The sequence below is a fragment of the Micromonospora sp. LOL_025 genome (assembly GCF_048060285.1).
Lineage (GTDB): Bacteria > Actinomycetota > Actinomycetes > Mycobacteriales > Micromonosporaceae > Micromonospora.
On record NZ_JBHMIR010000024.1, the window covers coordinates 47,933 to 72,997 of the forward strand.

A 25,065-nucleotide genomic window follows, 5' to 3' on the forward strand; every position below is an offset into this window, starting at 1 on the left:
CAGTCGCCAACCGCCAGCCGCTTTCTGCGGGTCGCCCGGTTCAGCCGTTGAAAGGGGAAACGGCAGGCGTTGCTCGTGCCCCTGGGAGCCGGCGACGACGAGAACCCGGCGGAGGGGGCCCCGGCCGGGTGGTGGTGCGGAACGTGGTACGGCAGACAGCCGGAAGCCCCGGGACGTGCCCCGGGGCTTCCGGTCAGGTCTGAGGTCGCCTCGTCAGGCGGAGAGCGACACCACGCGCTTGGCGATCGCGGACTTGCGGTTCGCGGCCTGGTTCGAGTGGATCACGCCCTTGCTGACCGCCTTGTCCAGCTTGCGCGAGGCGTCACGCATGAGGATGGTGGCCTTCTCGACGTCACCGGCCTCAGCAGCCTCGTTGAACTTCCGGACGGCGGTCTTCAGCGACGACTTGACCGACTTGTTACGCAGCCGGCGCTTCTCGTTCTGCCGGTTGCGCTTGATCTGGGACTTGATGTTCGCCACGCGACAGCCTCGTCTTGATAGCTCGGGTTGGTCTGCTTCCGCGCGCGACGAGCATGCGTCATCGCTGCGCGAAGAGCCAGGTTACCAGGTCGCCCGGGACGAGCCAAAACGGCTCGGTCCCCGCCCCGGTCCGGTCAGGTCCAGCCCTGCCGGCGGGCGAGCCAGCCGAGTGCCTGCTCGCCGCTCCACCGCTGGTGCGCCGGGAGGTGCGGCGACGCGGTCCCGGGCGTCGCGGCGGCGGTGGTGAGGAAGTAGCCGGACAGGGCGGCGAGGGCGGCGTCCAGCGCGTCGGGAGGCGCGCCCGCCGATGCCGGGTGCCGGGCGAAGAGCGCGTCGGCGTCCAGGCCGTCGGCGTACGCGGTGAGCAGCAGGGTCACCAGGTCGAACCAGGCCGGGCCCTGGCAGAGCCACGTCCAGTCGCAGAACCAGGCCCGCCCCGCCCCGTCGATCAGCACGTTGTCCAGCCGCAGGTCGCCGTGGATCAGACCGGTCGCGCCGGCGGCGTACGCCGGGAGAAGGGACTCCAGCGCGACGAGGTCGGGCAGGCGGTCCCGGACCGGCGCGGGCAGCGGCGGTGCCGGCTCCCGGCCGGCGGCCACCTCGCCCCACCAGAGGATGTCGTCCCGGGCCAGGTCGGCGAGGTGGGGCAGCCCGAGTTCGCACAGCCCGGCCGGGGCGTCGGCCAGCGCGGCGACGACGTCGGCGTACCCGGTCAGGGTCGCGGTCAGCTCGGCGGGATCCCAGGGCAGCCGGGGGGTGTGCCCGTCGACGGCGTCCAGGCAGAGCGCGAACCAGCCGGCCTCGTACAGCGTCCACCGGGGGCGGGGCGCCGGCAGCCCGTCCGGCAGCCGGTCGAGGATGGCGGCCTCCCGGGCGTACCAGTCGACCAGTCGCGGTTGCTCGGCGGTGGCGGCGGCCTTGACGAAGGCCCGGCCCCCGGCGGCGGTGCGGAGCACGGCGGCGAAGCCGCGGGTGAAGCCGGCGCCGGCGACCCGGGCCGCGACCACGGGCGCGCCGAGCCGGTCGCCGACGGCGGCACGCAGCGCCGCCGGCAGCGTCGCCCACTCCGGCCGGCGGGCGGTCGCGTGGTAGGGCACGGGCGGCGGGGACGTCGGGGTCACGCCACCATGCTGCCGGGCGGCGGGTCGGGCCGCACCGCCACCGCCTCCGAGGGCCGCGACCCGCCGGGCCTGCCGTGGCGGGGCGGGGGCGGGGGCGCGGTCTGCCAGACTGCCAGGCCATGAGGACCGACGACTTCTGGCAGTTGATCGACCGGGCCCGGGCCGGCGGCGGGGGAGAGCCGCACGCGGTCGCCGCGCGGGCCGTCGCCCTGCTCGCCGAGCGCGACCCGGAGGACATCGTCGGGTACGCCCGCCACCAGGCACGGGTGCTGTCCGCCTCGCACAGGGTCGACCTCTGGGGCGCCGCCTACCTGATCAACGGTGGCGTGTCCGACGAGGGCTTCCACCACTTCCGGGGCTGGCTGATGACCCAGGGCCGCGAGGTGTTCGCACGCGCCGTCGCCGACCCGGACTCGCTGGCCGGGCTGCCGCAGGTCAGGGCGGCCTCGCTCAGCGGCGAGGAGTTCTCGGCCGCCGAGATGCTGGCCGCCCCGTGGGACGCGTACCGCCGGGTCACCGCCGCCGAGCTGCCGGCGGACCCGGAGCCGGCGCCGGTGCCCGACCTCAACGACTTCTGGGACTTCGACGACGAGGAGGAGGCGAAGCGGCGGCTGCCGAAGCTCGCCGCCCTCTTCGTCGAGCCGCCCGCCGAGTGACCCCGCTCGCCCCTCCGCCGCCGGGCGCGGGGTGGGATGGGGCGGCCCTCGCGGGGTGGTCCCGGCGGTGGGGATCGCCCGCACAGCGGACGCGCGGCGGCGACGTGGGAGCATAGAGGGGGTCGGCGTCGTGCCGGCCCGCTCACGTCAGCCGACCAGAACGGACCGCTGTGCCACCGACGCTCGATTCCGGCGCGAACGCTCCTGGTTCCACCGACCCGGCGCGCATCCGGAACTTCTGCATCATCGCCCACATCGACCACGGGAAGTCGACCCTGGCCGACCGGATGTTGCAGCTCACCGGCGTGGTCGACCCCCGGCAGATGCGTGCGCAGTACCTCGACCGCATGGACATCGAGCGCGAGCGCGGCATCACGATCAAGAGCCAGGCCGTCCGGATGCCCTGGACCATCCGGGAGGGCGACCGGGCCGGCGAGACCGCCGTGCTCAACATGATCGACACCCCGGGCCACGTCGACTTCACCTACGAGGTGTCCCGGTCGCTGGCCGCCTGCGAGGGCGCGATCCTGCTGGTCGACGCCGCGCAGGGCATCGAGGCGCAGACCCTGGCGAACCTCTACCTGGCGCTCGAGAACGACCTGCACGTCATCCCGGTGCTCAACAAGATCGACCTGCCGGCCGCCCAGCCGGAGAAGTACGCCGAGGAGCTGGCGCACCTCATCGGTGGCGACCCGGCGGACTGCATCAGGGTCTCCGGCAAGACCGGCGACGGCGTGCCGTACCTGCTCGACGAGATCGTCCGGCAGTTCAAGCCCCCGGTCGGCGACGCGGCGGCGCCCGCCCGCGCCATGATCTTCGACTCGGTCTACGACGTCTACCGGGGCGTGGTCACCTACGTCCGGGTCATCGACGGGCGGATCAGCGCCCGCGACCGGATCAAGATGATGTCCACGGCCGCCGTGCACGAGCTGCTGGAGATCGGTGTCATCTCGCCCGAGATGGTGAAGGCCGACGCCCTCGGCGTCGGCGAGGTGGGTTACCTGATCACCGGCGTGAAGGACGTCCGCCAGTCCCGGGTCGGTGACACGATCACCATCAACTCCCGGCCGGCGACGGAGGCCCTGGGCGGCTACAAGGACCCGAAGCCGATGGTCTACTCGGGCCTCTACCCGATCGACGGCTCCGACTATCCCAACCTGCGCGAGGCGCTGGACAAGCTCAAGCTCAACGACGCCGCGCTCGACTACGAGCCGGAGACCTCGGGCGCGCTCGGCTTCGGCTTCCGCTGCGGCTTCCTCGGCCTGCTGCACCTGGAGATCATCCGGGAGCGGCTGGAACGCGAGTACAACCTCGACCTCATCTCCACCGCGCCGAACGTGGTCTACCGGGCCATCACCGAGGACGGCCAGGAGATCGTCGTGACGAACCCGAGCGAGTACCCCACGGGCAAGATCGCCGAGGTGTACGAGCCGGTCGTGCGCGCCACGGTGCTCACCCCGAACGACTACGTCGGCGCGGTGATGGAGCTCTGCCAGGGCCGCCGGGGCAGCCTGCTCGGCATGGACTACCTCTCCGCCGACCGGGTGGAACTGCGCTACACGCTGCCCCTCGCGGAGATCATCTTCGACTTCTTCGACCAGTTGAAGAGCCGCACCAAGGGCTACGCCTCGCTGGACTACGAGCCCTCCGGCGAGCAGGCGTCCGACCTGGTGAAGGTCGACATCCTGCTGCACGGCGAGCCGGTCGACGCGTTCAGCGCGATCGTGCACAAGGACAAGGCGTACAACTACGGCGTCACGATCGCGGCGAAGCTGCGCAACCTGATCCCGCGCCAGCAGTTCGAGGTGCCGATCCAGGCGGCGATCGGCAGCCGGGTGATCGCCCGGGAGACCATCCGGGCGATCCGCAAGGACGTGCTCGCCAAGTGCTACGGCGGTGACATCAGCCGCAAGCGCAAGCTGCTGGAGAAGCAGAAGGAGGGCAAGAAGCGGATGAAGATGGTGGGCCGGGTGGAGGTCCCCCAGGAGGCCTTCATCGCCGCGCTCTCCTCCGACTCCGGCGACGCCAAGGCCCCCGGCAAGAAGTGACCCGCCGCCGGTGCGTCCGGCGGATGACGACGTACGACGGCCGGCGCCCCGGCCGGGCTGCGGACCCTCGGTGGTCCCGCCCGGCCGGGGCGTCGGCCGTTCGCGTCGAAGGAATTTTTCGGCCCCGCAGCCCCCGCGCTCCGACCGCCGGACGGAAGGGCGCCACCTGCGCGGATGGTCGCGCGGGGGCAATCGCCGCGCGATGTGCCATTGACGTACGACGTCGTCCTCGCCGGTCGGACCGGTTTGGGTTTTCGGCGGGTCGGGAACTTAGCGGTCACGACAGGAACACCACGGACAGTGGGAACTGATTCTTTTAGAAGGAGGAGGGCGACGTGGAGCTCACCGTTTGGGGCATCGTCACCGCGCTCATCGTTGGTCTTATCGTCGGCGCTCTGGGTCGCCTGCTCGTGCCGGGCCGCCAGAACATGCCGATGTGGCTGCACATGCTGATCGGTGTCGGCGCCGCGCTGCTGGGCACCGTGCTGGCGCGGGCGATGGGTATCGCCACCGAGACTTCCGGCATCGACTGGGGCGAGCTGCTGGTCCAGGTCGTGCTGGCCGCGATCGCCGTGGCCCTGGTGGCCGGTGTGGGTCGTCGCCGCAGCGTCACCCACCGGTAATCCCCTACCGCTCGACGGGCGTCCGACCGAACAGGTCGGGCGCCCGTTTCGCGTCCGCCCGGGGCCCCTCGCGGCCACGCCCGGGCGTCCGTCCGCCCGGTCCCGGGCGGACGTGGCAGTGCTGCGGCGGCGCCGGAAGTCCGGTCTGGACATGTGTCGAACCGGTGCCCCGGAAAGTCGGTTTGGATTTTCGGCGGGTCGGGAACTTAGCGGTCACGACAGGAACACCACAGACAGTGGAACTGATTCTTTCTCAAGGAGGAGGGCGACATGGAGCTCACCGTTTGGGGCATCGTCACCGCGCTCATCGTTGGTCTCATTGTCGGCGCTCTGGGTCGCCTGCTCGTGCCGGGCCGCCAGAACATGCCGATGTGGCTGCACATGCTGATCGGTGTCGGCGCCGCGCTGCTGGGCACCGTGCTGGCGCGGGCGATGGGTATCGCCACCGAGACTTCCGGCATCGACTGGGGCGAGCTGCTGGTCCAGGTCGTGCTGGCCGCGATCGCCGTGGCGCTGGTCGCCGGTGTGGGTCGTCGCCGCAGCGTCACCCACCGGTAATCCCCGTACCGCTCGACGGGCGCCCGACCGAACAGGTCGGGCGCCCGTTCGCGTGCGCCCCGATCGTCTCGGTGCGCCCGGGTTCGTCCCCGCGCCCGGCCGTGCATGATCGATCCGCTGCGGTACCGTCGCCTCTCTTTCGCCGACCGCCCACTGTCGTAAAGGAATTTTTCCTACTAAGGTGCGGCGGAGAAGGTTAGTGCCAAGCGGCGCGAGGGAGATGTGGCGTGAACAGGTGGAAGCGGCTGGCCCCGGTCACCGCCGTCGTGGCCTCGGCCGCGATGGTCCTGGCCGGTTGCGGTGGCTCCGATGACGACAAGGCCGCCGACAACAGCAAGCTGACGGTCTGGATGATGGGCGAGGGCAGCGAGGCGCAGACCAAGTTCCTCGACGGCGTCGAGACCGAGTTCCGGCAGAAGCACCCGGACACGGACGTGGTGGTCCAGTACATCCCCTGGCTCGAGGCGCCGAAGAAGTTCCAGGCCGCGCTCGCCGGCGGCGAGGGGCCGGACGTCACCGAGCTCGGCAACACCGAGACCCAGGGCTGGGCGGCGCAGGAGGCGCTGGCCGACGTGACCGACCGGATGAACGGCTGGACCGAGGGCAAGGACATCCTCCCCGACCTGGTCAAGAACGCCCAGCTCGACGGCAAGCAGTACGGCGTCCCGTGGTACGCCGGCGTCCGGGGCATGTACTACCGCACCGACTGGTTCGCCGAGGCGGGCGTGAAGCCGCCGACCAACTGGGACGAACTGGTCTCCGCCGCCAAGACCGTGCAGGCCAAGAAGCCGGGCACCTACGGCATCGCGCTGCCGGGCAACTCCGAGCTGCCCTTCTACTCGTTCCTGTGGGGCGCCGGCGCGGAGATCGCGACGCAGCAGGGCGGCTCCTGGAAGTCCGGCTACAACACACCCGAGGCGCAGAAGGCCGTCAAGTTCTGGACCGACCTGGTGACCGTGCACAAGGTGGCCCCGCCGGCCGCCGCGGGCTGGAACGAGATCGACGCCCGGACGCAGTTCGCCACCGGCAAGGCGGCGATGGCCTTCGCCGGCAGTTGGCAGCAGGGCGCGATCAAGAAGGACAACCCGGAAATCGAGAAGGTCTGGGGTACGTTCCCGATCCCCGGCCCCGACGGCAAGGCGGCACCCGGCTTCGCCGGCGGCTCCGACGTCGCGATCTGGAAGGACAGCGAGCGGCAGGACCTCGCCTGGGACTACCTGACCGTGCTGCTGAACAAGAAGAACGACCAGGCCTTCGCCGACAGCCTCGGCTTCTTCCCGGTCTACAAGGACCTGGTCGGCGGCGACAAGTACGCCAACGACAAGATCATGTCGGCGTTCGCCACCACGATGCAGAACACCAAGCTCACGCCGCTCACCCCCAAGTGGGTCGAGGTCAGCCGGACCAAGACGGTGACCCAGGCGATGAACAGCTCGGTCATGAAGGGTCAGAAGACGGTCGAGAAGGCTACCGCCGACGCGGCCGCGGAGATGGAAAGCATCCTCAACGCCAAGTGACCACGCTGACCGAGGCGCCGGAGACGGCCGCCGCGCGGGAGACCCCCGCGCGGCGGCGTCGCCGGGTGGACCGCCTGCCCTACCTGCTGCTCCTGCCCTGCCTGGTGATCATCGGCGTGCTGCTGCTCTGGCCGCTCGGCCAGGTGGTGGTGATGTCCTTCCACCAGCTCAACAACGTCCGACAGCTGCGCGGCGACCGCGAGTGGCCGTGGGTGGGCCTCGGCAACTACGCCGAGATCCTCAGCGATCCGTTCTTCCTGACGGTGCTGCGCAACACGGTCCTCTTCGCCGTGGCCAACGTCGCGCTCACGATGGTCCTGGGCACCCTGGTCGGGCTGCTGCTCAACCGGCTCGGCAAACGGATGGCCGCCTTCGTGGCCAGCTGCGTGATGCTCGCCTGGGCCACCCCGGCGCTGACCGGCACGATCGTCTGGAAGTGGATCTTCGACGACACCAGCGGCCTGGTCACCTGGCTGTTCAACGCGCTGCCCGACGGGCTGTCGCAGAGCATCTTCGGGCGCAGCGACTGGACCGGCTACGGCTGGTTCAACTCGCCCCTGCTGTTCTTCTCGATCCTGACCCTGGTGGTGGTCTGGCACTCGTTCCCGTTCATCGCCGTCAGCGTGCTGGCGGGCCTGAAGAGCGTGCCGAGCGAGCTGCACGAGGCGGCCCGGGTCGACGGGGCCGGACCGTGGAAGGTGTTCTGGAAGATCACCTTCCCGCTGCTGCGGCCGGTCTTCGGGATCCTGGTCGTGCTCTCCACGATCTGGGACTTCAAGGTCTTCACCCAGCAGTTCGTGCTGGCCGGCGGCACGCAGGACCGGCCGACGTTCATGCTCTCCATCTACTCGTACGCGGAGGCGTTCTCGCCCCCGCCGAAGTACGGTCTCGGCGCCGCGATCGCGGTGATCCTCACCCTGATCCTGCTGGTGGTGACCGGCCTCTACGTCCGCATGGTGCTCAAGCAGGAGGAGGACGCGTGACGCGACGCGGAGGCGGCGGGGGCGCGAAGCGGCTCGCGCTCAACGGCGCGGGGCTGCTGGTGGCGCTCTTCGCCGCGTTCCCGGTCTACTGGATGATCGCGACCTCGCTGAAGCCGAGTTCGGAGATCTTCTCGTCCACCCCCCGGCCGGTGCCCACCGAGCCGACCCTGGAGCACTACCGGCAGATCCTCACCGGGAACCTGATCCCGGGCGTCACCTTCGCCGACTTCTTCCTCAACAGCGTGCTGGTCGCGGTCTCCACCGTGGTGCTCAGCGGCCTGGTGGCGCTGCTGGCCGCCACCGCGGTGGCCCGGTTCCGGTTCAAGCTGCGGACCACCTTCCTGATCATGCTGCTGGTGGTGCAGATGATCCCGCTGGAGGCGCTGGTCATCCCGCTGTTCCTGATGATCCAGCGGCTCGGGCTCTACAACACCCTGCCCAGCCTGATCCTCACCTACCTCGGCTTCTCGCTGCCGTTCGCGGTCTGGATGCTGCGCGGCTTCGTCGCCGCGGTGCCCAAGGAGTTGGAGGAGGCCGCCGCCATCGACGGGGCCAGCCGGGCGCAGACCTTCCGCAAGGTCCTCTTCCCGCTGGTGGCGCCCGGGCTGGTGGCCACGAGCATCTTCTCGTTCATCACCGCCTGGAACGAGCTGATCTTCGCGCTGACCTTCATCAACGACCAGGAGAGCTACACCCTGCCGGTCGCGATGACGTTCTTCTTCGGCCGCGACGACACCGCCTGGGGTCCGGTGATGGCCGCCTCCACGCTGTTCACCCTGCCGGTGATCGTCTTCTTCCTGCTGGTGCAGCGACGGATGGTCTCCGGGCTGGTGGCCGGAGCCGTCAAGGGCTGACGCCCGCACCAGGACCATGCGAGGAAGGGCTCTCGTCGACGAGGGCCCTTCCCTCGCGTGTCGGAGGGCGTCCCGGCCGCGGGCTAGGCTGACCGCCATGACGGGCAGGCTGGCTTCGGTGAACCTCGGGGGCGTGACCGAGGCGGATTGGGCGGGCGACGCGAGCGGTCGCAGCGGCATCGACAAGCGGCCGGCCGACGGCCCGGTGCTGCTGCGCGCGGACGGGGTGGTTGGCGACTTCATCGGCGAACGTGCCCGTCACGGCGGCCCGGACCAGGCGGTCTACGCGTACGCCGAGGAGGACGCGTCCTGGTGGGCGGGGGAGATGGGCGGCAGCATCCGCCCCGGCGGCTTCGGGGAGAACCTGACCACGTACGCGGTGGACGTGACGGGCGCCGTGATCGGCGAGCAGTGGGCGATCGGGTCGGCGCTGCTCCAGGTCACCAAGCCGCGCACGCCGTGCACCACCTTCGCCGGCTTCTGGGGCGCGCCCGATCTGATCAAGCGGTTCACGGCGCGGGCGACGCCCGGGGCGTACCTGCGGGTGCTGCGCGAGGGGGAGGTGGGCGCGGGGGACCCGGTCGAGGTGGTGGACCGGCCCGCGCACGGGGTGACGATCGGCGAGGTGTTCCGGGCCCTGAGACTGGAGCCGGAGCTGCTGCCCCGGCTGCTCGACGCGCCCGGCCTGCCGGACGGGCTCCGGGAGAAGGCGCGCCGCCGGCTCGCCGGCCGGGAGCTGACGGCGGGCGGGTGAACGGGAACGGGCCCCGTCCCGTGGGGGAGGGGGCCCGTCCGACGTCGGCCCGGCGCGCGCCGGGTGACCGGCTCAGCGCAGCCAGGGCACGCTGCGGTCGAGCAGACCGCGCTGCTTGAGCTCCTTGCGCAGCGGGATCTCGTCGTCGATGTAGCCGTCCCAGTTGATGCCCCAGTAGTTGGCGGTGTGGGTGCCCTCACCGCAGAGCTGGCGCTGCACCGGCGTGCGGTTGGCCCACCACTCGCCGTCCTTGTCGATGTGCAGCTCGTCCAGCGGCCGGATCCACCGGTAGGTGTAGCCGACGAAGAGCATCTTGCGGGTGATGGTCGACAGGTTGGTCGACCGCGAGTGCCACTGGCGGCGGTCGAAGATGAAGGCGTCACCGGGGTTGGCGGTGATCTCCACCGTGCCCTCCGGGTCCGGGTTGTGCACGGAGGTGTCCTCCGGGCGGGGCAGCGAGTTCCACAGGTGGCTGCCCGGGATCACCTTGGTGGCGCCCCGGCCCTTCTCCGACAGGTCGGACAGGACGTAGGCCACCTTGAGCGAGAACATCGGCCGGGGCAGGTTCGGGTCCATCGTCTCCGGGTCGGAGTTCTGCCGGTACCCGTCCTGGTGCCACCCCCAGTAGGGCTTCTCCGGCTCCGCCGCCGGCGGGGTGACGTCCAGGTGGTTGTGGTGGGTGTAGATGTTCCAGCCGGCCAGGCCCCACATGTACGGGAAGGCGATCGGGTGGGTCAGCAGGTCGCCGAAGAGCTCGTCACGCTCCAGGAAGCCCAGCAGGTGCAGGGTGCCGTCCTTGGTGGTGGTGCCCTTCGCCTTCTCCTCGGCGTAGACGCGGTCCACCGCCGCCTCCAGCGCCGCCCGGTGGTCCTCCGTCAGCACGTTGCGCAGCAGGAGGAAGCCCTGCTCGTGGAACTCCTTGCGGTCGGTGTCACTGATCGGTTCGTAACCGGTCCGGTCGCCGTAGTCGAACACCTCGACGTACCCCTCCCCATGAGGCGAAACCATTGCTGGCACAGGCCGCCGATCGTAACCCGCTGGTTCCGGGGCGGGACACTGCCCAGCACGATATGCGACCGTTGTCCGGACTCTGGGGAGCGGCGCGGTGACGATTGGTCACAGCTGTGGAGCGTGCCGGAGGTTATCGCCGGGAATGCCGGTTTGCGCGGTGACTGCCGGTAAGGAGATCGGGGGCCACTACGCCTCGGCGAAGACCTCCGCGACGACCCGCCCGCTGGCCGGCGTGTCGTCGGTCCGGTTCCAGGTGCCGTCGCGGGCCGTCCACTCCAGGTCGCCGAAGCGCACCCGCTTCACGCCGTGGTCCTGGGCGTGGGAGACCAGCCAGTGTGCGTACCGCCAGCCCCGGCGCTCGTCGGCGGCCGGGACCGTCAGGCCCGTCAGGTCCGCCGCGGTGCTCGCGTCGGCCAGGCCCCAGTCCAGCAGGAGGCCGCGGGTCAGCGCGCTCGCCGCGGCCTCGCCGCGCATCGCCGGGTCGCGCCCCACCGTGCAGGCGACCGCGCCGGTGGCGTGCCCGACCAGGGCCCGGGTCAGCACCTCGGACTCGTCCGCCCACTTCTGGTACGCCTCCGGGAAGGCCGAGCGCTGCACCTTCTGCGCCGCGTCGGTGACCCGCATCTGCTCCCAGCCGCGCACCTTCTTCAGCCCGGCGTAGAACTTCCCGGCCGCGTAGCGGGGGTCGCGGATCTGCTCCGGGGTGCCCCAACCCTGGCTCGGGCGCTGCTGGAACAGCCCGATCGAGTCGCGGTCGCCGCCGGCGAGGTTGCGCAGGCCGGATTCCTGGTAGGCGGTGGCCAGCGCCACGACGACGGCCCGCTCGGGCATCTTCCGCTGGATGCCGATGGCGGCGATCGTCGCCGCGTTGGCCATCTGGTCAGGGTCCAGGGCCACCCGCCCGTCCGCCTGCACGGTGCAGGTCCGGCTGGCCAGGGGGAGGCGCAACTGCCCGCCCATCTGCCGGATGACGATCCAGATCCCGACCGCGGCGAGGACGACGAGGACGACGCCGCCCGCCACGACTGCCCGAGTACGCACCCACACCCCCTGATCGACAGTCCGACAAGCGTACGTCCCTCGTGGTGCCTCCCGGGTCGTCCGACCGGTTCTCCACGACCGTCCGACGCGACGCGCGCCCGGCGTTACCGGTCGGCGCCCTCGGCGGCGGGCAGCCAGCTCGCCGGCCGCTTCTCCCGGAACGCCAGGACGCCCTCGCGTCCCTCCTCCGACAGGAAGTACCCGGTCGAGAGGGTGGACAGGCCGGCGATCTCCGTCCGCAGGTCCGCGGCGGGCGGCCGGCGCAGCAACTGCTTCGCCCCGGCCAGCGCCCCCGGTGCCCCCCGCACCAGAGAGTCGCAGTACCCCGCAACCGCCGCGTCCAGTCCGTCCGCCGGCACGGCGGCGGTGACGAGGCCGATCTCGGCCGCCCGCCGGCCGTCGAAGGTGTCGCCGGTCAGGTAGAGCTCGGCCGCCGCGCGGGGGTGCAGGCGGGGCAGCACGGTCGCGGAGATCACCGCCGGCACCACGCCGATCCGCACCTCGGTGAAGGCGAACGTCGCCTCCCGCGCGCACACCGCCAGGTCCGCCGCCGCGATGAGACCGAGGCCGCCCGCCCGGGCCGGGCCGGCCACCTTCGCCACCACCGGCTTCGGGCACTCCCAGACGGCCGCGAGCACGTCGCCGAGCATCCCGGCCGGCACGGTCCCGCTGGCGTACGCGGCGGCCGTCTCCTTCAGGTCCGCCCCGGAACAGAAGACCGGGCCCGTGTGGTCGAGCACGATCACGCGTACGGCGTCGTCGGCGACCGCCTCAGCGAGGCCGGCCAGCAGCTGGGTCATCAGCGGTGTGGAGAGCGCGTTGCGGTTGTGCGGGCTGTCCAGGGTGAGGGTGGTCACCCCACGGGCCGTGGCGGCCCGCACGAGCACGTCGGGAGAGGTCATGGAAGGGCACACTAGTGGCCATGCCCGGCGTCCTTCCAGAAGGCGAAACCGTCCCCGTCGACGGCTCGCTGCCCGCCACCGCCACCCGAGCCGTCGGCGCGCGCGGCTTCGGCGTGTACGTGCACGTGCCGTTCTGCGCCAGCCGCTGCGGCTACTGCGACTTCAACACGTACACGGCCGCCGAACTGGGCGGCGGGGCGGGCCGGGAGGACTACGCCGACACCGTGCTGGCCGAGCTGGCCCTCGCCCGCCGGGTGCTGGGCGACGCCCCGCCGCCCCGGGTCGACACGGTCTTCGTCGGCGGCGGCACCCCGACCCTGCTCCCCGCCGACGACCTGGCCCGGATCCTCGACGGCATCGACCGCACCTGGGGGCTCGCGCCCGGCGCCGAGGTCACGACCGAGGCCAACCCGGAGTCGGTCACGCCGGAGTCGCTGAAGGCGCTGCGGGCCGCCGGCTACACCCGGATCTCGCTGGGCATGCAGTCCGCCGCGCCGGGGGTGCTGGCGATCCTCGACCGTACGCACAGCGCCGGCCGGGCCGTCGCCGCCGCCCGCGAGGCGCGCGACGCCGGGTTCGACCACGTCAACCTGGACCTGATCTACGGCACGCCCGGGGAGACCGAGGCGGACTTCGCCGCCTCCCTCGACCAGGTCGTCGCCGCCGGGGTGGACCACGTCAGCGCGTACGCCCTGATCGTGGAGGACGGCACGCGGCTGGCCGCCCGGATGCGGCGCGGCGAGCTGCCGTACCCCTCCGACGACGTCGCCGCGGACCGCTACCTCGCCGCGGAGGCCGCCCTCGGCGCGGCCGGTCTGTCCTGGTACGAGGTGTCGAACTGGGCCCGCGACGAGGCGGCCCGGTGCCGGCACAACCTGCTCTACTGGACCGGCGCCGACTGGTGGGGCCTCGGCCCGGGGGCGCACAGCCACGTCGGCGGCGTGCGCTGGTGGAACGTCAAGCACCCCACGACGTACGCGAAGCGGCTGGCCGCGGGCGGTTCGCCCGGCCTGGCCCGCGAGGTGCTCACCGCCGACGAGGCGCACATGGAGGACGTCATGCTCCGGCTGCGCCTCGCCTCCGGGCTGCCCCTGGCCGCCCTCGACGACGCCGGTCGGGCCGGCGCCGCGCGGGCCCTCGCCAGCGGGCTGCTGGCCGCCGACGAGCACGCGGCCGGTCGGGCCGTGCTGACGCTGCGGGGCCGGCTGCTCGCCGACGCGGTCGTCCGTGACCTGCTGCCCTGAACCGCGTGCCGGGGCCGGCCGGGGGAGCGGCCGACCCGGGTCACCTGGTGAAGCCGTAGGTCATCGGGTAGCGGTAGAGCACGCCCTCGTTGGCCTTGACCCCGCCGATGATGCCGAAGATCAGCGGCACCAGCCAGACGAGCATCGGGACGAAGAACAGCACCCCGCAGGTGATCAGCGTGACCACCCAGCTCAGCACCCCGACGATCGTCCAGGTCAGCTGGAAGTTCAGCGCCGCGACGGCGTGCGCCCGGGCGGTCGGCGACTGCTGCCCCCGGGCCATCAGCGCGATGAGCGGCGCCAGCCAGCCGAGCAGGCCGCCGCCGACGATCACGCCGACCGCGCCGCCGAAGTGGGCGATCAGGGCCCAGTTCTTGTCGTCGTTGCTGGCGTAGCCGCCCGTCGGCGGTCCGTAGCCGCCACCGGCCGGATAGCCGGCCCCCGGCGGGCCGTAGCCGCCGGGCGGAGGGAAGCCGCCGGGCGGGGGATAGTCACCGGGCGGGGGGTAGCCGCCCGACGGCGGCTGGTCGCCGGTGGGCGGTGGATAGTCACCGGGTGGAGGATGGCTGCCCGGGCCCGGCGCCCCGGACAGTGGTGCGGTGGGGTCGCCGGAGCCGGCGTGGCCGGGAACCCCCGACGGAGCGGTCGGATCCGGCGGGAAGCCCGGGTCCCCCGCTCCGGGAGGGCGAGGTGGTTCAGTCATGGAGGTCACGGTAGGGGCAGCCGGCAAGGCGGCACCAGCGTGACACCGGCCGGGACGCCGGGAAGACCGGTCCCCGGGGCCGTCGGGCGGCCTCGCGCGGTCGCCGATCGGACTGATCGCCCCAGGTCGATCATCGCGCCGGCGGCCCCGCCGACGTAGACTGGCACTCGCTACAGTCGAGTGCCAGCAGCCCGCCCCGGCCCCCGCGTGCCGGGGCCGACGTGCGACAGGAGGTGGGGAGAATGGGTCTCGACGACCGCAAGCTCGCCGTACTGCGCGCGATCGTCGAGGACTACGTCGCCACGCAGGAGCCCGTCGGCAGCAAGGCGCTGGTCGAGCGGCACCAGCTGGGAGTCTCACCGGCGACCGTCCGCAACGACATGGCCGTGCTGGAGGAGGAGGGCTACATCCGCCAGCCGCACACCAGCGCCGGCCGGGTGCCCACCGACCGGGGCTACCGGCTCTTCGTGGACCGGCTGTCCCGGGTGAAGCCGCTCAGCCCGGCCGAGCGCCGGGCGATCGAGCGTTTCCTGGTCGGCGCCGTCGACCTCGACGACGTGGTGCACCGCACCGTCCGGCTGCTGGCGCAACTCACCCGGCAGGTCGCCGTGGTGCAGTACCCGAGCCTGGCCCGCTCCTCGGTGCGTCACCTGGAGCTGGTGCCGATCTCCACCACCCGGCTGATGCTGGTCATGATCGCCGACACCGGCCGGGTCGAGCAGCGGCTGGTCGAGCTGCCCGTGCCGATCCCCGCCGACGACGTCACGGACCTGCGCCGGCTGGTCAACGAGAAGCTGGTCGGCACCCGGCTGTCGGAGACCCCGCCGCTGGTGCAGGCGCTGGTCGAGGAGTCGCTGCCGCACCTGCGGCCGGCGATGACCACCCTCTCCACCGTGCTGCTGGAGACGCTGATCGAGCGGCACGAGGAGCGGATCGCGCTGGCCGGCACGGCCAACCTCACCCGGGGCGGCCTGCTCGACTTCCAGGGCTCCCTGCGTCCGATCCTGGAGGCGCTGGAGGAGGAGGTCGTCATGCTCAAGCTCATCGGCGAGGCGGAGCCGAGCACGACGCGGGTGCTGATCGGCGACGAGAACGAGATCGACAACCTGCGCGCCGCCTCGGTGGTCAGCACCGGCTACGGGCCGGGCGCGACCAGCGTCGGCGGCCTCGGCGTGCTGGGGCCGACCCGGATGGACTACCCCGGCACCATCGCCACGGTGCGGGCCGTGGCACGCTACGTGGGCGAGCTGCTGGCCCAGAACTGACCAGTCAGGGCCGACGGCCGGCTCCGGCCGCCGACCGGCGCAACGCGAGACGAACATGAGGACACGGAACGCAGTGGCCAGGGACTACTACGGCATTCTCGGGGTGAGCCGGGAAGCCTCCGACGACGAGATCAAGCGCGCCTACCGCAAGTTGGCGCGGCAGTTCCACCCGGACGTGAATCCGGATCCGGAGGCACAGGAGAAGTTCAAGGACATCAACGCCGCGTACGAGGTCCTCTCGGACGACCGGAAACGGCAGATCGTCGACCTGGGCGGCGACCCGCTCGCCCCCGGCGGCGGGGGCGCGGGTGGCCCGGGCGGCCCCGGCGGCGCCGGACCGTTCGTCGGCTTCCAGGACATCATGGACGCCTTCTTCGGCGGCGCGGCCGGCGGTTCGCGGGGTCCGCGACCGCGGACCCGGCCCGGCGCCGACGCGATCCTGCGGCTGGAGCTGGACCTGCACGAGACCGCGTTCGGCGTCGAGGCGCCGATCACCGTCGACACCGCCGTGCTCTGCACCACCTGCTCCGGCGCCGGCACGGCGGCCGGCACCCACCTGGCCACCTGCGAGGCGTGCGCCGGCCGGGGCGAGGTGCAGTCCGTGCAGCGCACCTTCCTCGGTCAGGTGGTCTCCGCCCGGCCGTGCACGGTCTGCCAGGGCTACGGCACCACCATCCCGCACCCGTGCCCGACCTGCGCCGGCGACGGCCGCGTCCGCACCCGACGCTCGCTGACCGTCAAGATCCCGGCCGGTGTCGAGGACGGCATGCGCATCCGCCTCGCCCAGCAGGGCGAGGTCGGCCCGGGCGGCGGCACGGCCGGCGACCTCTACGTGGAGATCCACGAGCGGCCGCACGACGTCTACTCCCGCAAGGGCGACGACCTGCACTGCCGGGTCACGGTGCCGATGACCGCGGCGGCCCTCGGCACCCGGCTGACCATCAAGACGCTGGACAGCGAGGAGACGGTCGACGTCAAGGCCGGCACCCAGCCGGGCAGCACGCTGCGGCTGCGCGCCCGGGGCGTGCCGCACCTGCGCGGCACCGGCCGGGGTGACCTCTACGTCCACCTCGACGTGCGCACCCCCACCAAGCTCGACGCCGACCAGGAGAAGATGCTGCGCGACTTCGCCAAGACCCGGGGCGAGGAGGTCGCCGAGCTCACCAAGCAGGGCGGCTTCTTCTCCCGGATGCGCGACGCCTTCAACGGCCACGCCTGACCGGGCCTGACCGCCCCGGCGCCCGCCGGGGCGGCTAGCCTGATCGTCGTGTCCGCGCCGCTGTTCCTGGTCGAGTCGCTGCCCACCGCCGACCAGCTCACCCTGGGCGGCCCCGAGGGGCACCACGCCGCCACCGTGCAGCGGCTGCGCGTCGGCGAGGAGTTGCTGCTCGCCGACGGCCGGGGCGGCACCGCGTCCGCGGTGATCACGGCCGTCGGCCGGGGCACCCTCGACCTCGAGGTCACCTCCCGGGGGTACGTCGACGCGTCCGTCCCCCGTCTCGTGGTGGTGCAGGGCATCGCCAAGGGAGACCGGGGCGAGCTGGCCGTGCAGGCGATGACCGAGGTCGGGGTGGACGAGATCGTGCCCTGGGCGGCGTCCCGCTCGGTGACCCAGTGGCGCGGCGACCGGGGCGTACGGGCGCGGGAGAAGTGGGTTGCCACGGCCCGGGAGGCGGCGAAGCAGGCCCGTCGGTCGTGGCTGCCGGTGGTGGCCGGCGCCCCCGACGAGTCGACGACCCGGGTGGCCCAGCGGATCGCCGGCGCCGCCGCGGCGTTCGTCCTGCACGAGGAGGCGGGTGAGCGGCTGACCACCGTCGAGCTGCCCGCCGCCGGTGAGCTCGTGCTGGTCGTCGGCCCGGAGGGCGGCATCGCCCCGGCCGAGCTGACCGCCTTCACCGAGGCCGGCGCCCGCCCCGTGCGCCTGGGCCCCTCGGTGCTGCGTACCTCCACCGCCGGCGTGGCCGCCCTGGCGGTCCTGGCCACCCGCCTCAACCACTGGTGACCGCCGCGTCGCGCCGTGTCCGCACCCCAGCCCGCGTCGATCATGCAGTTGTGGTGGGCAAGATGTGCGTCTTCGCACCCTCGGTCAGGCACCACAACTGCATGATCGCCGGGACCTGACGGGGGTCAGGTGCGGAGGTAGGACGCGCCGTTGAGGTCGACGATGGTGCCGGAGGCCCACTCCGCCTGGGGGGAGGCGAGCCAGTGCACGGCGGCGGCGATCTCCTCGGGGCGGGCCACCCGGTTGAACGGGCTCTGCGCCCGGATGGCGGCGCCCCGCTCCCCGCTCAGGTGTCCGGTGGTCATGTCGGTCTCCACGAAGCCCGGGGCGACCGTCGCGATCGTGATGCCGTACGGGGCGAGGGCCACCGCCAGCGACTGCCCCAGCGCGTTCAGCCCCGCCTTGCTCGCCCCGTACGCCGGCTGCTCCGGCTCGCCGCGGAACGCTCCCCGGGAGGAGACGTTGACGATCCGGCCGCCCCGGTCGCGCATGTGCTGCGCGGCGCACCAGATGACGTTGCCCGCCCCGGTCAGGTTGGTCTCCAGCACCTGCCGCCACCGCGCGCGCCACTGCTCGTAGGAGGCGCCGAAGACCGGGTGCGGGGCGTCCCGCTCGCCGTACACCCCGGCGTTGTTGACCAGCACGTCGAGCCCGCCGAGCAGGTCGGCGGCCTCGTCGACCATGGCCCGTACGGCATCCGGGTCGGTGAGGTCGGCGCGGACCACCACGTGCCCCTCACCGGGCAGTTCGGCGCGTAGCCGCTCGGCCAGCTCCGCCGAGTCCCGGTGGTGGATCGCCACCCGGTCGCCGCCTGCCGCGAACGCGGTCGCCACCGCCCGCCCGATGCCGCGCGAGGCCCCCGTCACCAGTACCGCCCGTGAAGTCACGCCGGCCATCATGCCCGGCCAATCCGTCCGCCGTCGGGAAGGGTCCCCTCCCGCGGCGCGGGCGTCGACGAGGCGCCCTTCCTTACACTGCCCCGATGGGAACCGACTGCCTGTTCTGCCGGATCGTCGCCGGGGAGATCCCGGCCACGATCGTCCGGGAAACCGCCACCACGCTCGCCTTCCGCGACATCGACCCGAAGGCGCCGGTGCACGTGCTGGTCATCCCGAAGGAGCACTACGCCGACGTGGCGACGCTCGCCCAGGGCGATCCCGCGCTGGCCGGGGAGGTGCTCGCCACGGCCGCCGCGGTGGCCGAGGACGAGGGACTGCTCGGCGACGGCTTCCGGCTGATGTTCAACACCGGCGCGTACGGCGGCCAAGAGGTCTTCCACGTGCACGCGCACGTGCTCGGCGGGGCGCCACTGGGCCCGATGCTGGCCCGGAACCTCGCGTGACGGTGATCGAGGACCGCCTGTCCCGGCTGGTGCGCACGGTCCAGGCGCAGGCCCGGGTGCCGGCGGTGTCGGCGGCCCTGCACCGCGCGGACCGCCCCATCTGGACGTGCGCCGTCGGTGGGACCGGCAACGACACCGAGCTGGGGCCGGGCACCCGGTTCCGGATCGGGTCGGTCACGAAGACGTTCACCGCCGTGCTGACGCTCCAGTGCCGCGACGACGGCCTGCTGGACCTGGACGACCCGTTGGGCCGGCACCTGGACCTGCCGGCCCACGGCGAGCTGACGGTGCGCCGGCTGCTGTCGCACACCGCCGGCCTGCAACGCGAGCCGTACGGCGACGTCTGGGACACCCTGCGCGCGCCGGACGTCGACGGGCTGGTCGCCGACCTGGCCCGGGCCGAGCGGGTGCTGCCCCCGGCCCGCCGCTACCACTACTCGAACCTGGGCATGGCGCTGCTCGGCCGGCTCGTCGGCCACCTGCGGGGCGGCACCTGGGCGGAGGTGCTCGGCGAGCGGGTGCTGACCCCGCTGGGGCTGGCCGGGACCTCGACGACGCCCGGGCCGCACGCCGCGACGGGGTTCCTGGTCGACGCCTACTCGGACGAGGCGCACCCCGAGCCGCCGACCGACTTCGGGGCGCTCGGTCCGGCGGCGCAGCTCTGGAGCACCGCCTCCGACATGGCCCGCTGGGCGGCCTTCCTCGCCGATCCGGCGGCGCTGGACCCGGCCGGCGCCGTGCTCGCCCCGGCCACGCTCGACGAGATGCGCTGGCCGGCGACGGTCACCGACGAGACGCTCTGGGCCGGCGGCTTCGGGCTGGGGCTGATCCTGGTGCCGCAGGGCAAGCGGATCATGCACGTCGGCCATGACGGCGCGATGCCCGGATTCCTCGCCGGCGTCTACGGCCGGCGGGGCGGGGAGGGCACCCCCGGCGCCATGGGGGTCGCGGTGCTCGGCTCCTCCGGCACCGCCGGCGAGGTGCTCGACCTGCCGCACCGGCTGCTGGCCGCCGCGGTCGAGCACGATCCCGCCGACGTCACGCCGTGGCAGCCGGGCCCGCCCGCCCCGGAGGGCGTACGCGGGCTGCTCGGCCGCTGGTGGGGGGAGGGTTTCGAGTACGTCTTCTCCTGGCACGACGGCGAGCTGCGGGCCCGGGGCGCCGACGATCCGGCCGGCAAGCCGCCGTCGGTCTTCGTCCCGTTGCCGGAGCGACCGGACGTGTTCCGCACGGTCTCCGGCCGGGAGGCGGGGGAGCTGCTCCGGCTGACCCGGGACGAGCGCGGCACGGTGGTCCTGATGCACTGGGCGACCTACCGGTTCACCCGGCACCAGGAGACCTTCGAGCGGTACGACTTCCGCGCCGGCTCCTGACGGGCGCGCGACCGGACGGGGCGGGGCCGGGGAGCCGCCCCGTCCGGTCCGCCCCTGCCGGGGACGGGGTGACCGGTCCGCTCGTGCCCCACGCGCGGAAATGGGCAGGGTGCCACCGCTGTTGGAAAGATAAGATGGCAGGAACGTCAGCGCGTCGCGCCAGCAGGCCGGCGCCGAGATCGAGAGCAGGTGGCGCAGGGCCCCTCGGCCCGACCTATGACCGGCACCCCACCTCCCGGCCCGCCCCGGGTGCAGACCAGGATCACCGTCCCGGATTCCAAGATCATGGTCAACCTGCTCGGCGCGGGTGACGAGATCCTGCGACTGGTCGAGCGCTCGGTCGACAGCGACGTGCACGTCCGGGGCAACGAGATCACCATCACCGGCGCCCCCGCGGACAACGCCCTCGCCGAGCGGATCTTCAGCGAGCTGCTGGAACTCATCGAGAAAGGCGAGACCCTGACCACTGACGCCGTCCGGCGTACCGTCGGCATGCTCGAGCAGGGCGGCGCCGAGCGGCCCGCCGAGGTCCTGACGCTCAACATCCTCTCCCGACGCGGTCGCACCATCCGTCCCAAGACGCTGGGGCAGAAGCGCTACGTCGACGCGATCGACGCGCACACCATCGTCTTCGGCATCGGCCCCGCCGGCACCGGCAAGACCTACCTGGCGATGGCGAAGGCCGTCCAGGCGTTGCAGGCCAAGCAGGTCAACCGGATCATCCTGACCCGGCCGGCGGTCGAGGCGGGGGAGCGGCTCGGCTTCCTGCCCGGCACGCTCAACGAGAAGATCGACCCCTACCTGCGCCCGCTCTACGACGCGCTGCACGACATGCTCGACCCGGATTCCATCCCCAAGCTGATGGCGGCGGGCACGATCGAGGTCGCGCCGCTGGCGTACATGCGGGGGCGTACCCTCAACGACGCGTTCATCATCCTCGACGAGGCGCAGAACACCACGCCCGAGCAGATGAAGATGTTCCTCACCCGGCTCGGCTTCAATTCCAAGATCGTCGTCACCGGTGACGTCACCCAGGTGGACCTCCCCGGCGGCACGACCAGCGGCCTGCGGGTGGTCCGGGAGATCCTGGAAAACGTCGAGGACGTGCACTTCGCCGAGCTCTCCAGCTCCGACGTGGTCCGCCACCGGCTGGTCGGGGAGATCGTCGACGCGTACGCCCGCTGGGACGAGCGGGAGAACCAGCAGGCGCAGAGCGTGCACGCCGTGCCGGGGCGGTCCGCCCAGGGCGGCCGGGCCGGCCGGCGCCGCTAGACCGAGGGAAGACTGTTGTCCATCGAGATCGCCAACGAGTCGGGTGTCGACGTCGACACCGACGCCGTGCTCGCCGTGGCCCGGCACGCCCTCGACGAGATGGGGGTCAACCCCCTCGCCGAGCTCTCCGTGCTGCTGGTCGACATCGACTACATGACCGAGCTCAACCACCGGTGGATGGGCGGCGACGGCCCGACCGACGTGCTCGCCTTCCCCATGGACGAGGGCAGCGTCGACCACGGGCCCGGCGAGACGTCCGCCGCCGGTGGCGAGCCCGCGCTGCTCGGCGACATCGTGCTCTGCCCGGAGGTGGCGGCCAAGCAGGCGGCCACCGCCGGGCACGCCCCCGCCGACGAGCTGCACCTGCTCACCGTGCACGGCGTGCTGCACCTGCTCGGCTACGACCACGCCGAGCCGGAGGAGGAGCGGGAGATGTTCGCCCTCCAGGCCCGGCTGCTGGCGAGCTGGCGGTCGACCCGGTCCCGGTGATGACCACCCCGACACTGGCGGCCGGCGCCACCGGCCTGCCCGACCTGCAACTGCTGGTCTTCGCAGCCGGCCTCGTGGTGCTTGCCGGCCTCATCGCCATGACCGAGGCGGCCCTCGCCGCGGTCTCGCCCGCCCGCGCCGCCGAGCTGGCCCGCGACGGCGCGCGGGGCGCGCGGACGCTCCAGGCCGTCGCCGGGGACGTGGTCCGCCACCTCAACCTCCTGCTCCTGCTGCGGCTGCTCGCCGAGCTGACCGCCACCACCCTGGTGGCGCTGGTCGCGGTCGACACCTTCGGCGCGGGCTGGCGCGCGGCACTGGTCACCGCCGGCGCGATGACCGTGATCAGCTTCGTGGTGGTCGGGGTCGGCCCCCGGACCATCGGCCGGCAGCACGCGTACGTGGTCGGGCGCTCCGTCGCCCCGCTGGTCCGCTGGCTGGGCCGGGCGCTCAACCCGCTCGCCTCGCTGCTGATCCTGATCGGCAACGCGGTCACCCCGGGGCGGGGCTTCCGGGAGGGTCCGTTCGCCACCCAGGTGGAGCTGCGCGAGCTGGTCGACCTGGCCGAGCAGCGCGGCGTCGTGGAGCACGGCGAGCGGCAGATGATCCACTCGGTCTTCGCGCTCGGCGACACCATCGCCCGGGAGGTGATGGTGCCGCGTACCGAGATGGTGTGGATCGAGGAGCGCAAGACGCTCTCCCAGGCGTTGGCGCTCTTCCTGCGCTCCGGCTTCTCCCGGATCCCGGTCATCGGCGAGAGCGTCGACGACGTGCTCGGCGTGCTCTACCTCAAGGACCTGATCCGGCGCACCCAGGGCGGCGCCCCGGAGGACCGGCAGCTCCCGGTCGCCGAGCTGATGCGCCCCGCCACCTTCGTGCCCGAGTCCAAGCCGGTCGACGACCTGCTCTCGGAGATGCAGGCCGCCCGCAACCACCTGGTCATCGTCGTCGACGAGTACGGCGGCACCGGCGGGCTGGTAACCATCGAGGACATCCTGGAGGAGATCGTCGGTGAGATCACCGACGAGTACGATGTCGAGCGCCCGCCGGTCGAGCACCTCGACGACGGGGCGGTGCGGGTCACCGCGCGGCTCCCGGTGGAGGACCTGGGCGAGCTGTTCGACACCGACCTGCCCACCGACGAGGTGGAGACCGTCGGCGGCCTGCTCGCCCAGTCCCTGGGCCGGGTCCCGATCCCCGGGGCGCAGGTCGAGGTCGCCGGACTCCAGCTGATCGCCGAGGGCACCACCGGCCGGCGCAACCGGATCGACACCGTGCTGGTGAGCCGTGCGGAGTCGACCGACACACAGAACGGCCCGGGTCGTGGCGAGCACGCCGAGCCCCGGGACGACACGAACCGATCCGAGGAGAGGCAACCCGCCGATGCCTGAGTCACCCGCCGTACCGGCCGCCCGGCCCACCCCGTCCGACCCGGTCGAGCTGAGCGCCGAGGACGGCAAGCTGGTCGTCCTGGCGCGGGGCGCGCGTGGCCGGGTGGGCGCCGTGGAGGGCGCGGCGGTCCGCGACCAGGACGGTCGGACGTACGCCGCGGCCAGCGTCTCGCTGCCCTCGTTGACGATCACCGCGCTCCAGCTCGCGGTGGCGTCCGCGGTGGCGGCCGGCGCGACCCGGCTGGAGGCCGCCGTGGTGGTCACCGAGGCGTCGACGCTGGACGGTGCGGGGCACGCGGCGGTACGCGACCTCGCCGCGGACGCGCCGATCCACGTGGCCGCCCCGGACGGGTCCGTCCTGGGCACGGTGGTCGAGTGAGTGATCTCCAGCCGCGCCCCTACCGGGCCGGATTCGCCTGTTTCGTCGGCCGGCCGAACGCCGGCAAGTCGACGCTGACCAACGCGATCGTCGGGCAGAAGATCGCCATCACCTCGAACAAGCCGCAGACGACCAGGCACATCATCCGGGCCGTCCTGCACCGCCCGGAGTCCCAGCTCGTGCTGGTCGACACCCCGGGCCTGCACCGCCCCCGTACGCTGCTCGGCGAGCGCCTCAACGACCTGGTCCGGCAGACCTGGAGCGAGGTCGACGTCATCGGCCTCTGCATCCCGGCGGACGAGCCCATCGGGCGGGGCGACCGGTTCATCACCGGCGAGCTGGCCGAGCTGAAGGCCACCGTGCTGGCGGTGGTCACGAAGACCGACCTGGTGGACCGCAAGCGGCTGGCCGAGCAGCTGCTCGCGGTCAGCGAGCTGGGCGAGTTCGCCGAGGTGGTGCCGGTCAGCGCCGTCTCCGGGCACCAGGTCGACGTCCTGGTCGACGTGATGACCGGCTACCTGCCCGAGTCGCCGCAGCTCTACCCGGACGACATGCTCACCGACGACCCGGAGCAGGTGCTGGTCGCCGAGCTGATCCGCGAGGCCGCCCTGGAGGGCGTCCGCGACGAGCTGCCGCACTCCATCGCGGTGGTCGTCGAGGAGATGGTCCCCGAGGGGCAGCTCATGAAGATCTACGCCGACGTGTACGTCGAGCGGCCCAGCCAGAAGGCGATCGTGATTGGGCACCGGGCGAGCCGGCTCAAGCACGTCGGCACCACCGCCCGCCGGCAGATCGAGGAGCTGCTCGGCACCCGGGTCTACCTCGACCTGCACGTCCGGGTGGCGAAGGACTGGCAGCGGGATCCGAAGCAGCTGCGCAAGCTGGGCTTCTGACGCCGGGGGCCGGGACGCGGCGCGTCCCGGCCCCCGAGCCCGTCCGACGCATGGTCGGTATCGGTCGGACGTATGGAAGATGTCACCTTCTGGTGGGTTCCCTTCTGTTTGCCGCGCTCGGCCCGGAGGGTAGGGGATAGGACAGCCCCCGTATCCCCGGACATAGA

26 protein-coding genes are annotated in these 25,065 nt (G+C 72.6%); 19 read left to right on the forward strand and 7 right to left on the reverse strand.

Features of this window, described 5'->3' with window-relative positions; translation table 11 throughout:
• Window positions 1-213 precede the first annotated feature (213 nt).
• Together rpsT and ACFHW0_RS24215 are read right to left on the reverse strand one after the other, a co-directional pair.
• Window positions 214-480, reverse strand: a complete 267-nt coding sequence (rpsT, locus tag ACFHW0_RS24210) for a 30S ribosomal protein S20 (protein WP_088998874.1) — start codon at window positions 478-480, stop codon at window positions 214-216.
• Between the two features lie 134 nt (window positions 481-614).
• On the reverse strand, window positions 615-1,601 hold the full coding sequence (locus tag ACFHW0_RS24215; protein WP_416611084.1) for a phosphotransferase: 987 nt from the start codon (window positions 1,599-1,601) through the stop codon (window positions 615-617).
• Between the two features lie 119 nt (window positions 1,602-1,720).
• On the opposite strand from ACFHW0_RS24215, the gene ACFHW0_RS24220 reads away from it, so the two are divergent.
• From ACFHW0_RS24220 to ACFHW0_RS24255, 8 genes are all read left to right on the forward strand, one after another.
• Window positions 1,721-2,257, forward strand: a complete 537-nt coding sequence (locus ACFHW0_RS24220) for a DUF4240 domain-containing protein (protein WP_416611086.1) — start codon at window positions 1,721-1,723, stop codon at window positions 2,255-2,257.
• A gap of 170 nt (window positions 2,258-2,427) precedes the next feature.
• Entirely contained in the window at window positions 2,428-4,305 is a 1,878-nt protein-coding gene (lepA, locus tag ACFHW0_RS24225; RefSeq protein ID WP_416611088.1) for a translation elongation factor 4, read from the forward strand.
• A gap of 335 nt (window positions 4,306-4,640) precedes the next feature.
• Window positions 4,641-4,928 (forward strand): GlsB/YeaQ/YmgE family stress response membrane protein, encoded by a 288-nt coding sequence (locus ACFHW0_RS24230; protein ID WP_393112222.1) that lies wholly within the window; start codon window positions 4,641-4,643, stop codon window positions 4,926-4,928.
• 270 nt (window positions 4,929-5,198) lie between these two features.
• Entirely contained in the window at window positions 5,199-5,486 is a 288-nt protein-coding gene (locus ACFHW0_RS24235) for a GlsB/YeaQ/YmgE family stress response membrane protein (protein WP_393112222.1), read from the forward strand.
• Between the two features lie 227 nt (window positions 5,487-5,713).
• Window positions 5,714-7,003: a sugar ABC transporter substrate-binding protein gene (locus tag ACFHW0_RS24240; protein WP_416611090.1), complete on the forward strand. Its 1,290-nt coding sequence runs from the start codon at window positions 5,714-5,716 to the stop codon at window positions 7,001-7,003.
• On the forward strand, window positions 7,000-7,986 hold the full coding sequence (locus ACFHW0_RS24245) for a carbohydrate ABC transporter permease (RefSeq protein WP_416611092.1): 987 nt from the start codon (window positions 7,000-7,002) through the stop codon (window positions 7,984-7,986). Before ACFHW0_RS24240 ends, ACFHW0_RS24245 begins: the two co-directional genes overlap by 4 nt.
• Window positions 7,983-8,840 (forward strand): carbohydrate ABC transporter permease, encoded by an 858-nt coding sequence (locus ACFHW0_RS24250; protein WP_121400218.1) that lies wholly within the window; start codon window positions 7,983-7,985, stop codon window positions 8,838-8,840. Before ACFHW0_RS24245 ends, ACFHW0_RS24250 begins: the two co-directional genes overlap by 4 nt.
• Window positions 8,841-8,937: 97 nt before the next feature.
• Window positions 8,938-9,594 (forward strand): MOSC domain-containing protein, encoded by a 657-nt coding sequence (locus ACFHW0_RS24255; RefSeq protein WP_416611094.1) that lies wholly within the window; start codon window positions 8,938-8,940, stop codon window positions 9,592-9,594.
• 72 nt (window positions 9,595-9,666) lie between these two features.
• On the opposite strand, the gene ACFHW0_RS24260 is transcribed toward ACFHW0_RS24255, so the two are convergent.
• The 3 genes from ACFHW0_RS24260 to ACFHW0_RS24270 form a co-directional block, all read right to left on the reverse strand.
• On the reverse strand, window positions 9,667-10,602 hold the full coding sequence (locus tag ACFHW0_RS24260; RefSeq protein ID WP_121400220.1) for a phytanoyl-CoA dioxygenase family protein: 936 nt from the start codon (window positions 10,600-10,602) through the stop codon (window positions 9,667-9,669).
• Window positions 10,603-10,791: 189 nt separating this feature from the next.
• A complete protein-coding gene (locus ACFHW0_RS24265; RefSeq protein ID WP_416611096.1) occupies window positions 10,792-11,652 on the reverse strand; it encodes a hypothetical protein in 861 nt (286 codons plus the stop codon).
• A gap of 98 nt (window positions 11,653-11,750) precedes the next feature.
• Window positions 11,751-12,548, reverse strand: coding sequence for an enoyl-CoA hydratase-related protein (locus ACFHW0_RS24270; RefSeq protein WP_416611098.1), 798 nt, complete (start codon window positions 12,546-12,548; stop codon window positions 11,751-11,753).
• Between the two features lie 20 nt (window positions 12,549-12,568).
• Here ACFHW0_RS24270 and hemW point away from each other — a divergent pair, with 20 nt between their 5' ends.
• Window positions 12,569-13,792 (forward strand): radical SAM family heme chaperone HemW, encoded by a 1,224-nt coding sequence (gene hemW / locus ACFHW0_RS24275; RefSeq protein ID WP_416611099.1) that lies wholly within the window; start codon window positions 12,569-12,571, stop codon window positions 13,790-13,792.
• Between the two features lie 40 nt (window positions 13,793-13,832).
• On the opposite strand, the gene ACFHW0_RS24280 is transcribed toward hemW, so the two are convergent.
• Window positions 13,833-14,495: a DUF4870 domain-containing protein gene (locus tag ACFHW0_RS24280; RefSeq protein WP_416611101.1), complete on the reverse strand. Its 663-nt coding sequence runs from the start codon at window positions 14,493-14,495 to the stop codon at window positions 13,833-13,835.
• Window positions 14,496-14,737: 242 nt separating this feature from the next.
• Between ACFHW0_RS24280 and hrcA the strand changes: the two genes are divergently transcribed.
• The 3 genes from hrcA to ACFHW0_RS24295 all read left to right on the forward strand — a co-directional run bounded on the left by hrcA (window position 14,738) and on the right by ACFHW0_RS24295 (window position 17,762).
• Window positions 14,738-15,760, forward strand: coding sequence for a heat-inducible transcriptional repressor HrcA (gene hrcA, locus ACFHW0_RS24285; RefSeq protein WP_416611103.1), 1,023 nt, complete (start codon window positions 14,738-14,740; stop codon window positions 15,758-15,760).
• Window positions 15,761-15,833: 73 nt separating this feature from the next.
• Window positions 15,834-16,979 carry a molecular chaperone DnaJ gene (gene dnaJ / locus ACFHW0_RS24290; protein WP_192581261.1) on the forward strand — a complete coding sequence of 382 codons (1,146 nt, stop codon included), beginning with the start codon at window positions 15,834-15,836 and terminating at the stop codon, window positions 16,977-16,979.
• A gap of 48 nt (window positions 16,980-17,027) precedes the next feature.
• On the forward strand, window positions 17,028-17,762 hold the full coding sequence (locus tag ACFHW0_RS24295; RefSeq protein ID WP_416611105.1) for a 16S rRNA (uracil(1498)-N(3))-methyltransferase: 735 nt from the start codon (window positions 17,028-17,030) through the stop codon (window positions 17,760-17,762).
• 125 nt (window positions 17,763-17,887) lie between these two features.
• Here the strand turns inward: ACFHW0_RS24295 and ACFHW0_RS24300 are convergent, their stop codons facing one another.
• A complete protein-coding gene (locus tag ACFHW0_RS24300; RefSeq protein ID WP_416611107.1) occupies window positions 17,888-18,649 on the reverse strand; it encodes an SDR family NAD(P)-dependent oxidoreductase in 762 nt (253 codons plus the stop codon).
• A gap of 95 nt (window positions 18,650-18,744) precedes the next feature.
• On the opposite strand from ACFHW0_RS24300, the gene ACFHW0_RS24305 reads away from it, so the two are divergent.
• From ACFHW0_RS24305 to era, 7 genes are all read left to right on the forward strand, one after another.
• Window positions 18,745-19,104, forward strand: coding sequence for a histidine triad nucleotide-binding protein (locus ACFHW0_RS24305; RefSeq protein ID WP_088998892.1), 360 nt, complete (start codon window positions 18,745-18,747; stop codon window positions 19,102-19,104).
• Window positions 19,101-20,477, forward strand: a complete 1,377-nt coding sequence (locus tag ACFHW0_RS24310) for a serine hydrolase domain-containing protein (RefSeq protein WP_416611109.1) — start codon at window positions 19,101-19,103, stop codon at window positions 20,475-20,477. The genes ACFHW0_RS24305 and ACFHW0_RS24310 overlap by 4 nt, the downstream gene beginning before the upstream one ends.
• A gap of 216 nt (window positions 20,478-20,693) precedes the next feature.
• Window positions 20,694-21,749, forward strand: a complete 1,056-nt coding sequence (locus ACFHW0_RS24315; protein WP_311413805.1) for a PhoH family protein — start codon at window positions 20,694-20,696, stop codon at window positions 21,747-21,749.
• Window positions 21,750-21,764: 15 nt separating this feature from the next.
• A complete protein-coding gene (ybeY, locus tag ACFHW0_RS24320; RefSeq protein WP_121400228.1) occupies window positions 21,765-22,238 on the forward strand; it encodes an rRNA maturation RNase YbeY in 474 nt (157 codons plus the stop codon).
• Entirely contained in the window at window positions 22,214-23,626 is a 1,413-nt protein-coding gene (locus tag ACFHW0_RS24325; RefSeq protein ID WP_416611151.1) for a hemolysin family protein, read from the forward strand. Before ybeY ends, ACFHW0_RS24325 begins: the two co-directional genes overlap by 25 nt.
• Window positions 23,619-24,005 carry a cytidine deaminase gene (locus ACFHW0_RS24330; RefSeq protein WP_101412356.1) on the forward strand — a complete coding sequence of 129 codons (387 nt, stop codon included), beginning with the start codon at window positions 23,619-23,621 and terminating at the stop codon, window positions 24,003-24,005. Before ACFHW0_RS24325 ends, ACFHW0_RS24330 begins: the two co-directional genes overlap by 8 nt.
• Window positions 24,002-24,898, forward strand: coding sequence for a GTPase Era (era, locus tag ACFHW0_RS24335; protein ID WP_121400230.1), 897 nt, complete (start codon window positions 24,002-24,004; stop codon window positions 24,896-24,898). Before ACFHW0_RS24330 ends, era begins: the two co-directional genes overlap by 4 nt.
• Window positions 24,899-25,065: the final 167 nt, after the last annotated feature.

Coding starts and splice junctions, on each gene's coding strand:
- ACFHW0_RS24255 (WP_416611094.1), top strand. CDS start 8,938: ATGACGGGCAGGCTGGCTTCGGTGAACCTCGGGGGCGTGACCGAGGCG.
- hrcA (WP_416611103.1), top strand. CDS start 14,738: ATGGGTCTCGACGACCGCAAGCTCGCCGTACTGCGCGCGATCGTCGAG.
- hemW (WP_416611099.1), top strand. CDS start 12,569: ATGCCCGGCGTCCTTCCAGAAGGCGAAACCGTCCCCGTCGACGGCTCG.
- ACFHW0_RS24305 (WP_088998892.1), top strand. CDS start 18,745: ATGGGAACCGACTGCCTGTTCTGCCGGATCGTCGCCGGGGAGATCCCG.
- ACFHW0_RS24270 (WP_416611098.1), bottom strand. CDS start 12,548: ATGACCTCTCCCGACGTGCTCGTGCGGGCCGCCACGGCCCGTGGGGTG.
- ACFHW0_RS24315 (WP_311413805.1), top strand. CDS start 20,694: ATGACCGGCACCCCACCTCCCGGCCCGCCCCGGGTGCAGACCAGGATC.
- ACFHW0_RS24235 (WP_393112222.1), top strand. CDS start 5,199: ATGGAGCTCACCGTTTGGGGCATCGTCACCGCGCTCATCGTTGGTCTC.
- ACFHW0_RS24280 (WP_416611101.1), bottom strand. CDS start 14,495: ATGACTGAACCACCTCGCCCTCCCGGAGCGGGGGACCCGGGCTTCCCG.
- ACFHW0_RS24260 (WP_121400220.1), bottom strand. CDS start 10,602: ATGGTTTCGCCTCATGGGGAGGGGTACGTCGAGGTGTTCGACTACGGC.
- ACFHW0_RS24330 (WP_101412356.1), top strand. CDS start 23,619: ATGCCTGAGTCACCCGCCGTACCGGCCGCCCGGCCCACCCCGTCCGAC.
- ACFHW0_RS24220 (WP_416611086.1), top strand. CDS start 1,721: ATGAGGACCGACGACTTCTGGCAGTTGATCGACCGGGCCCGGGCCGGC.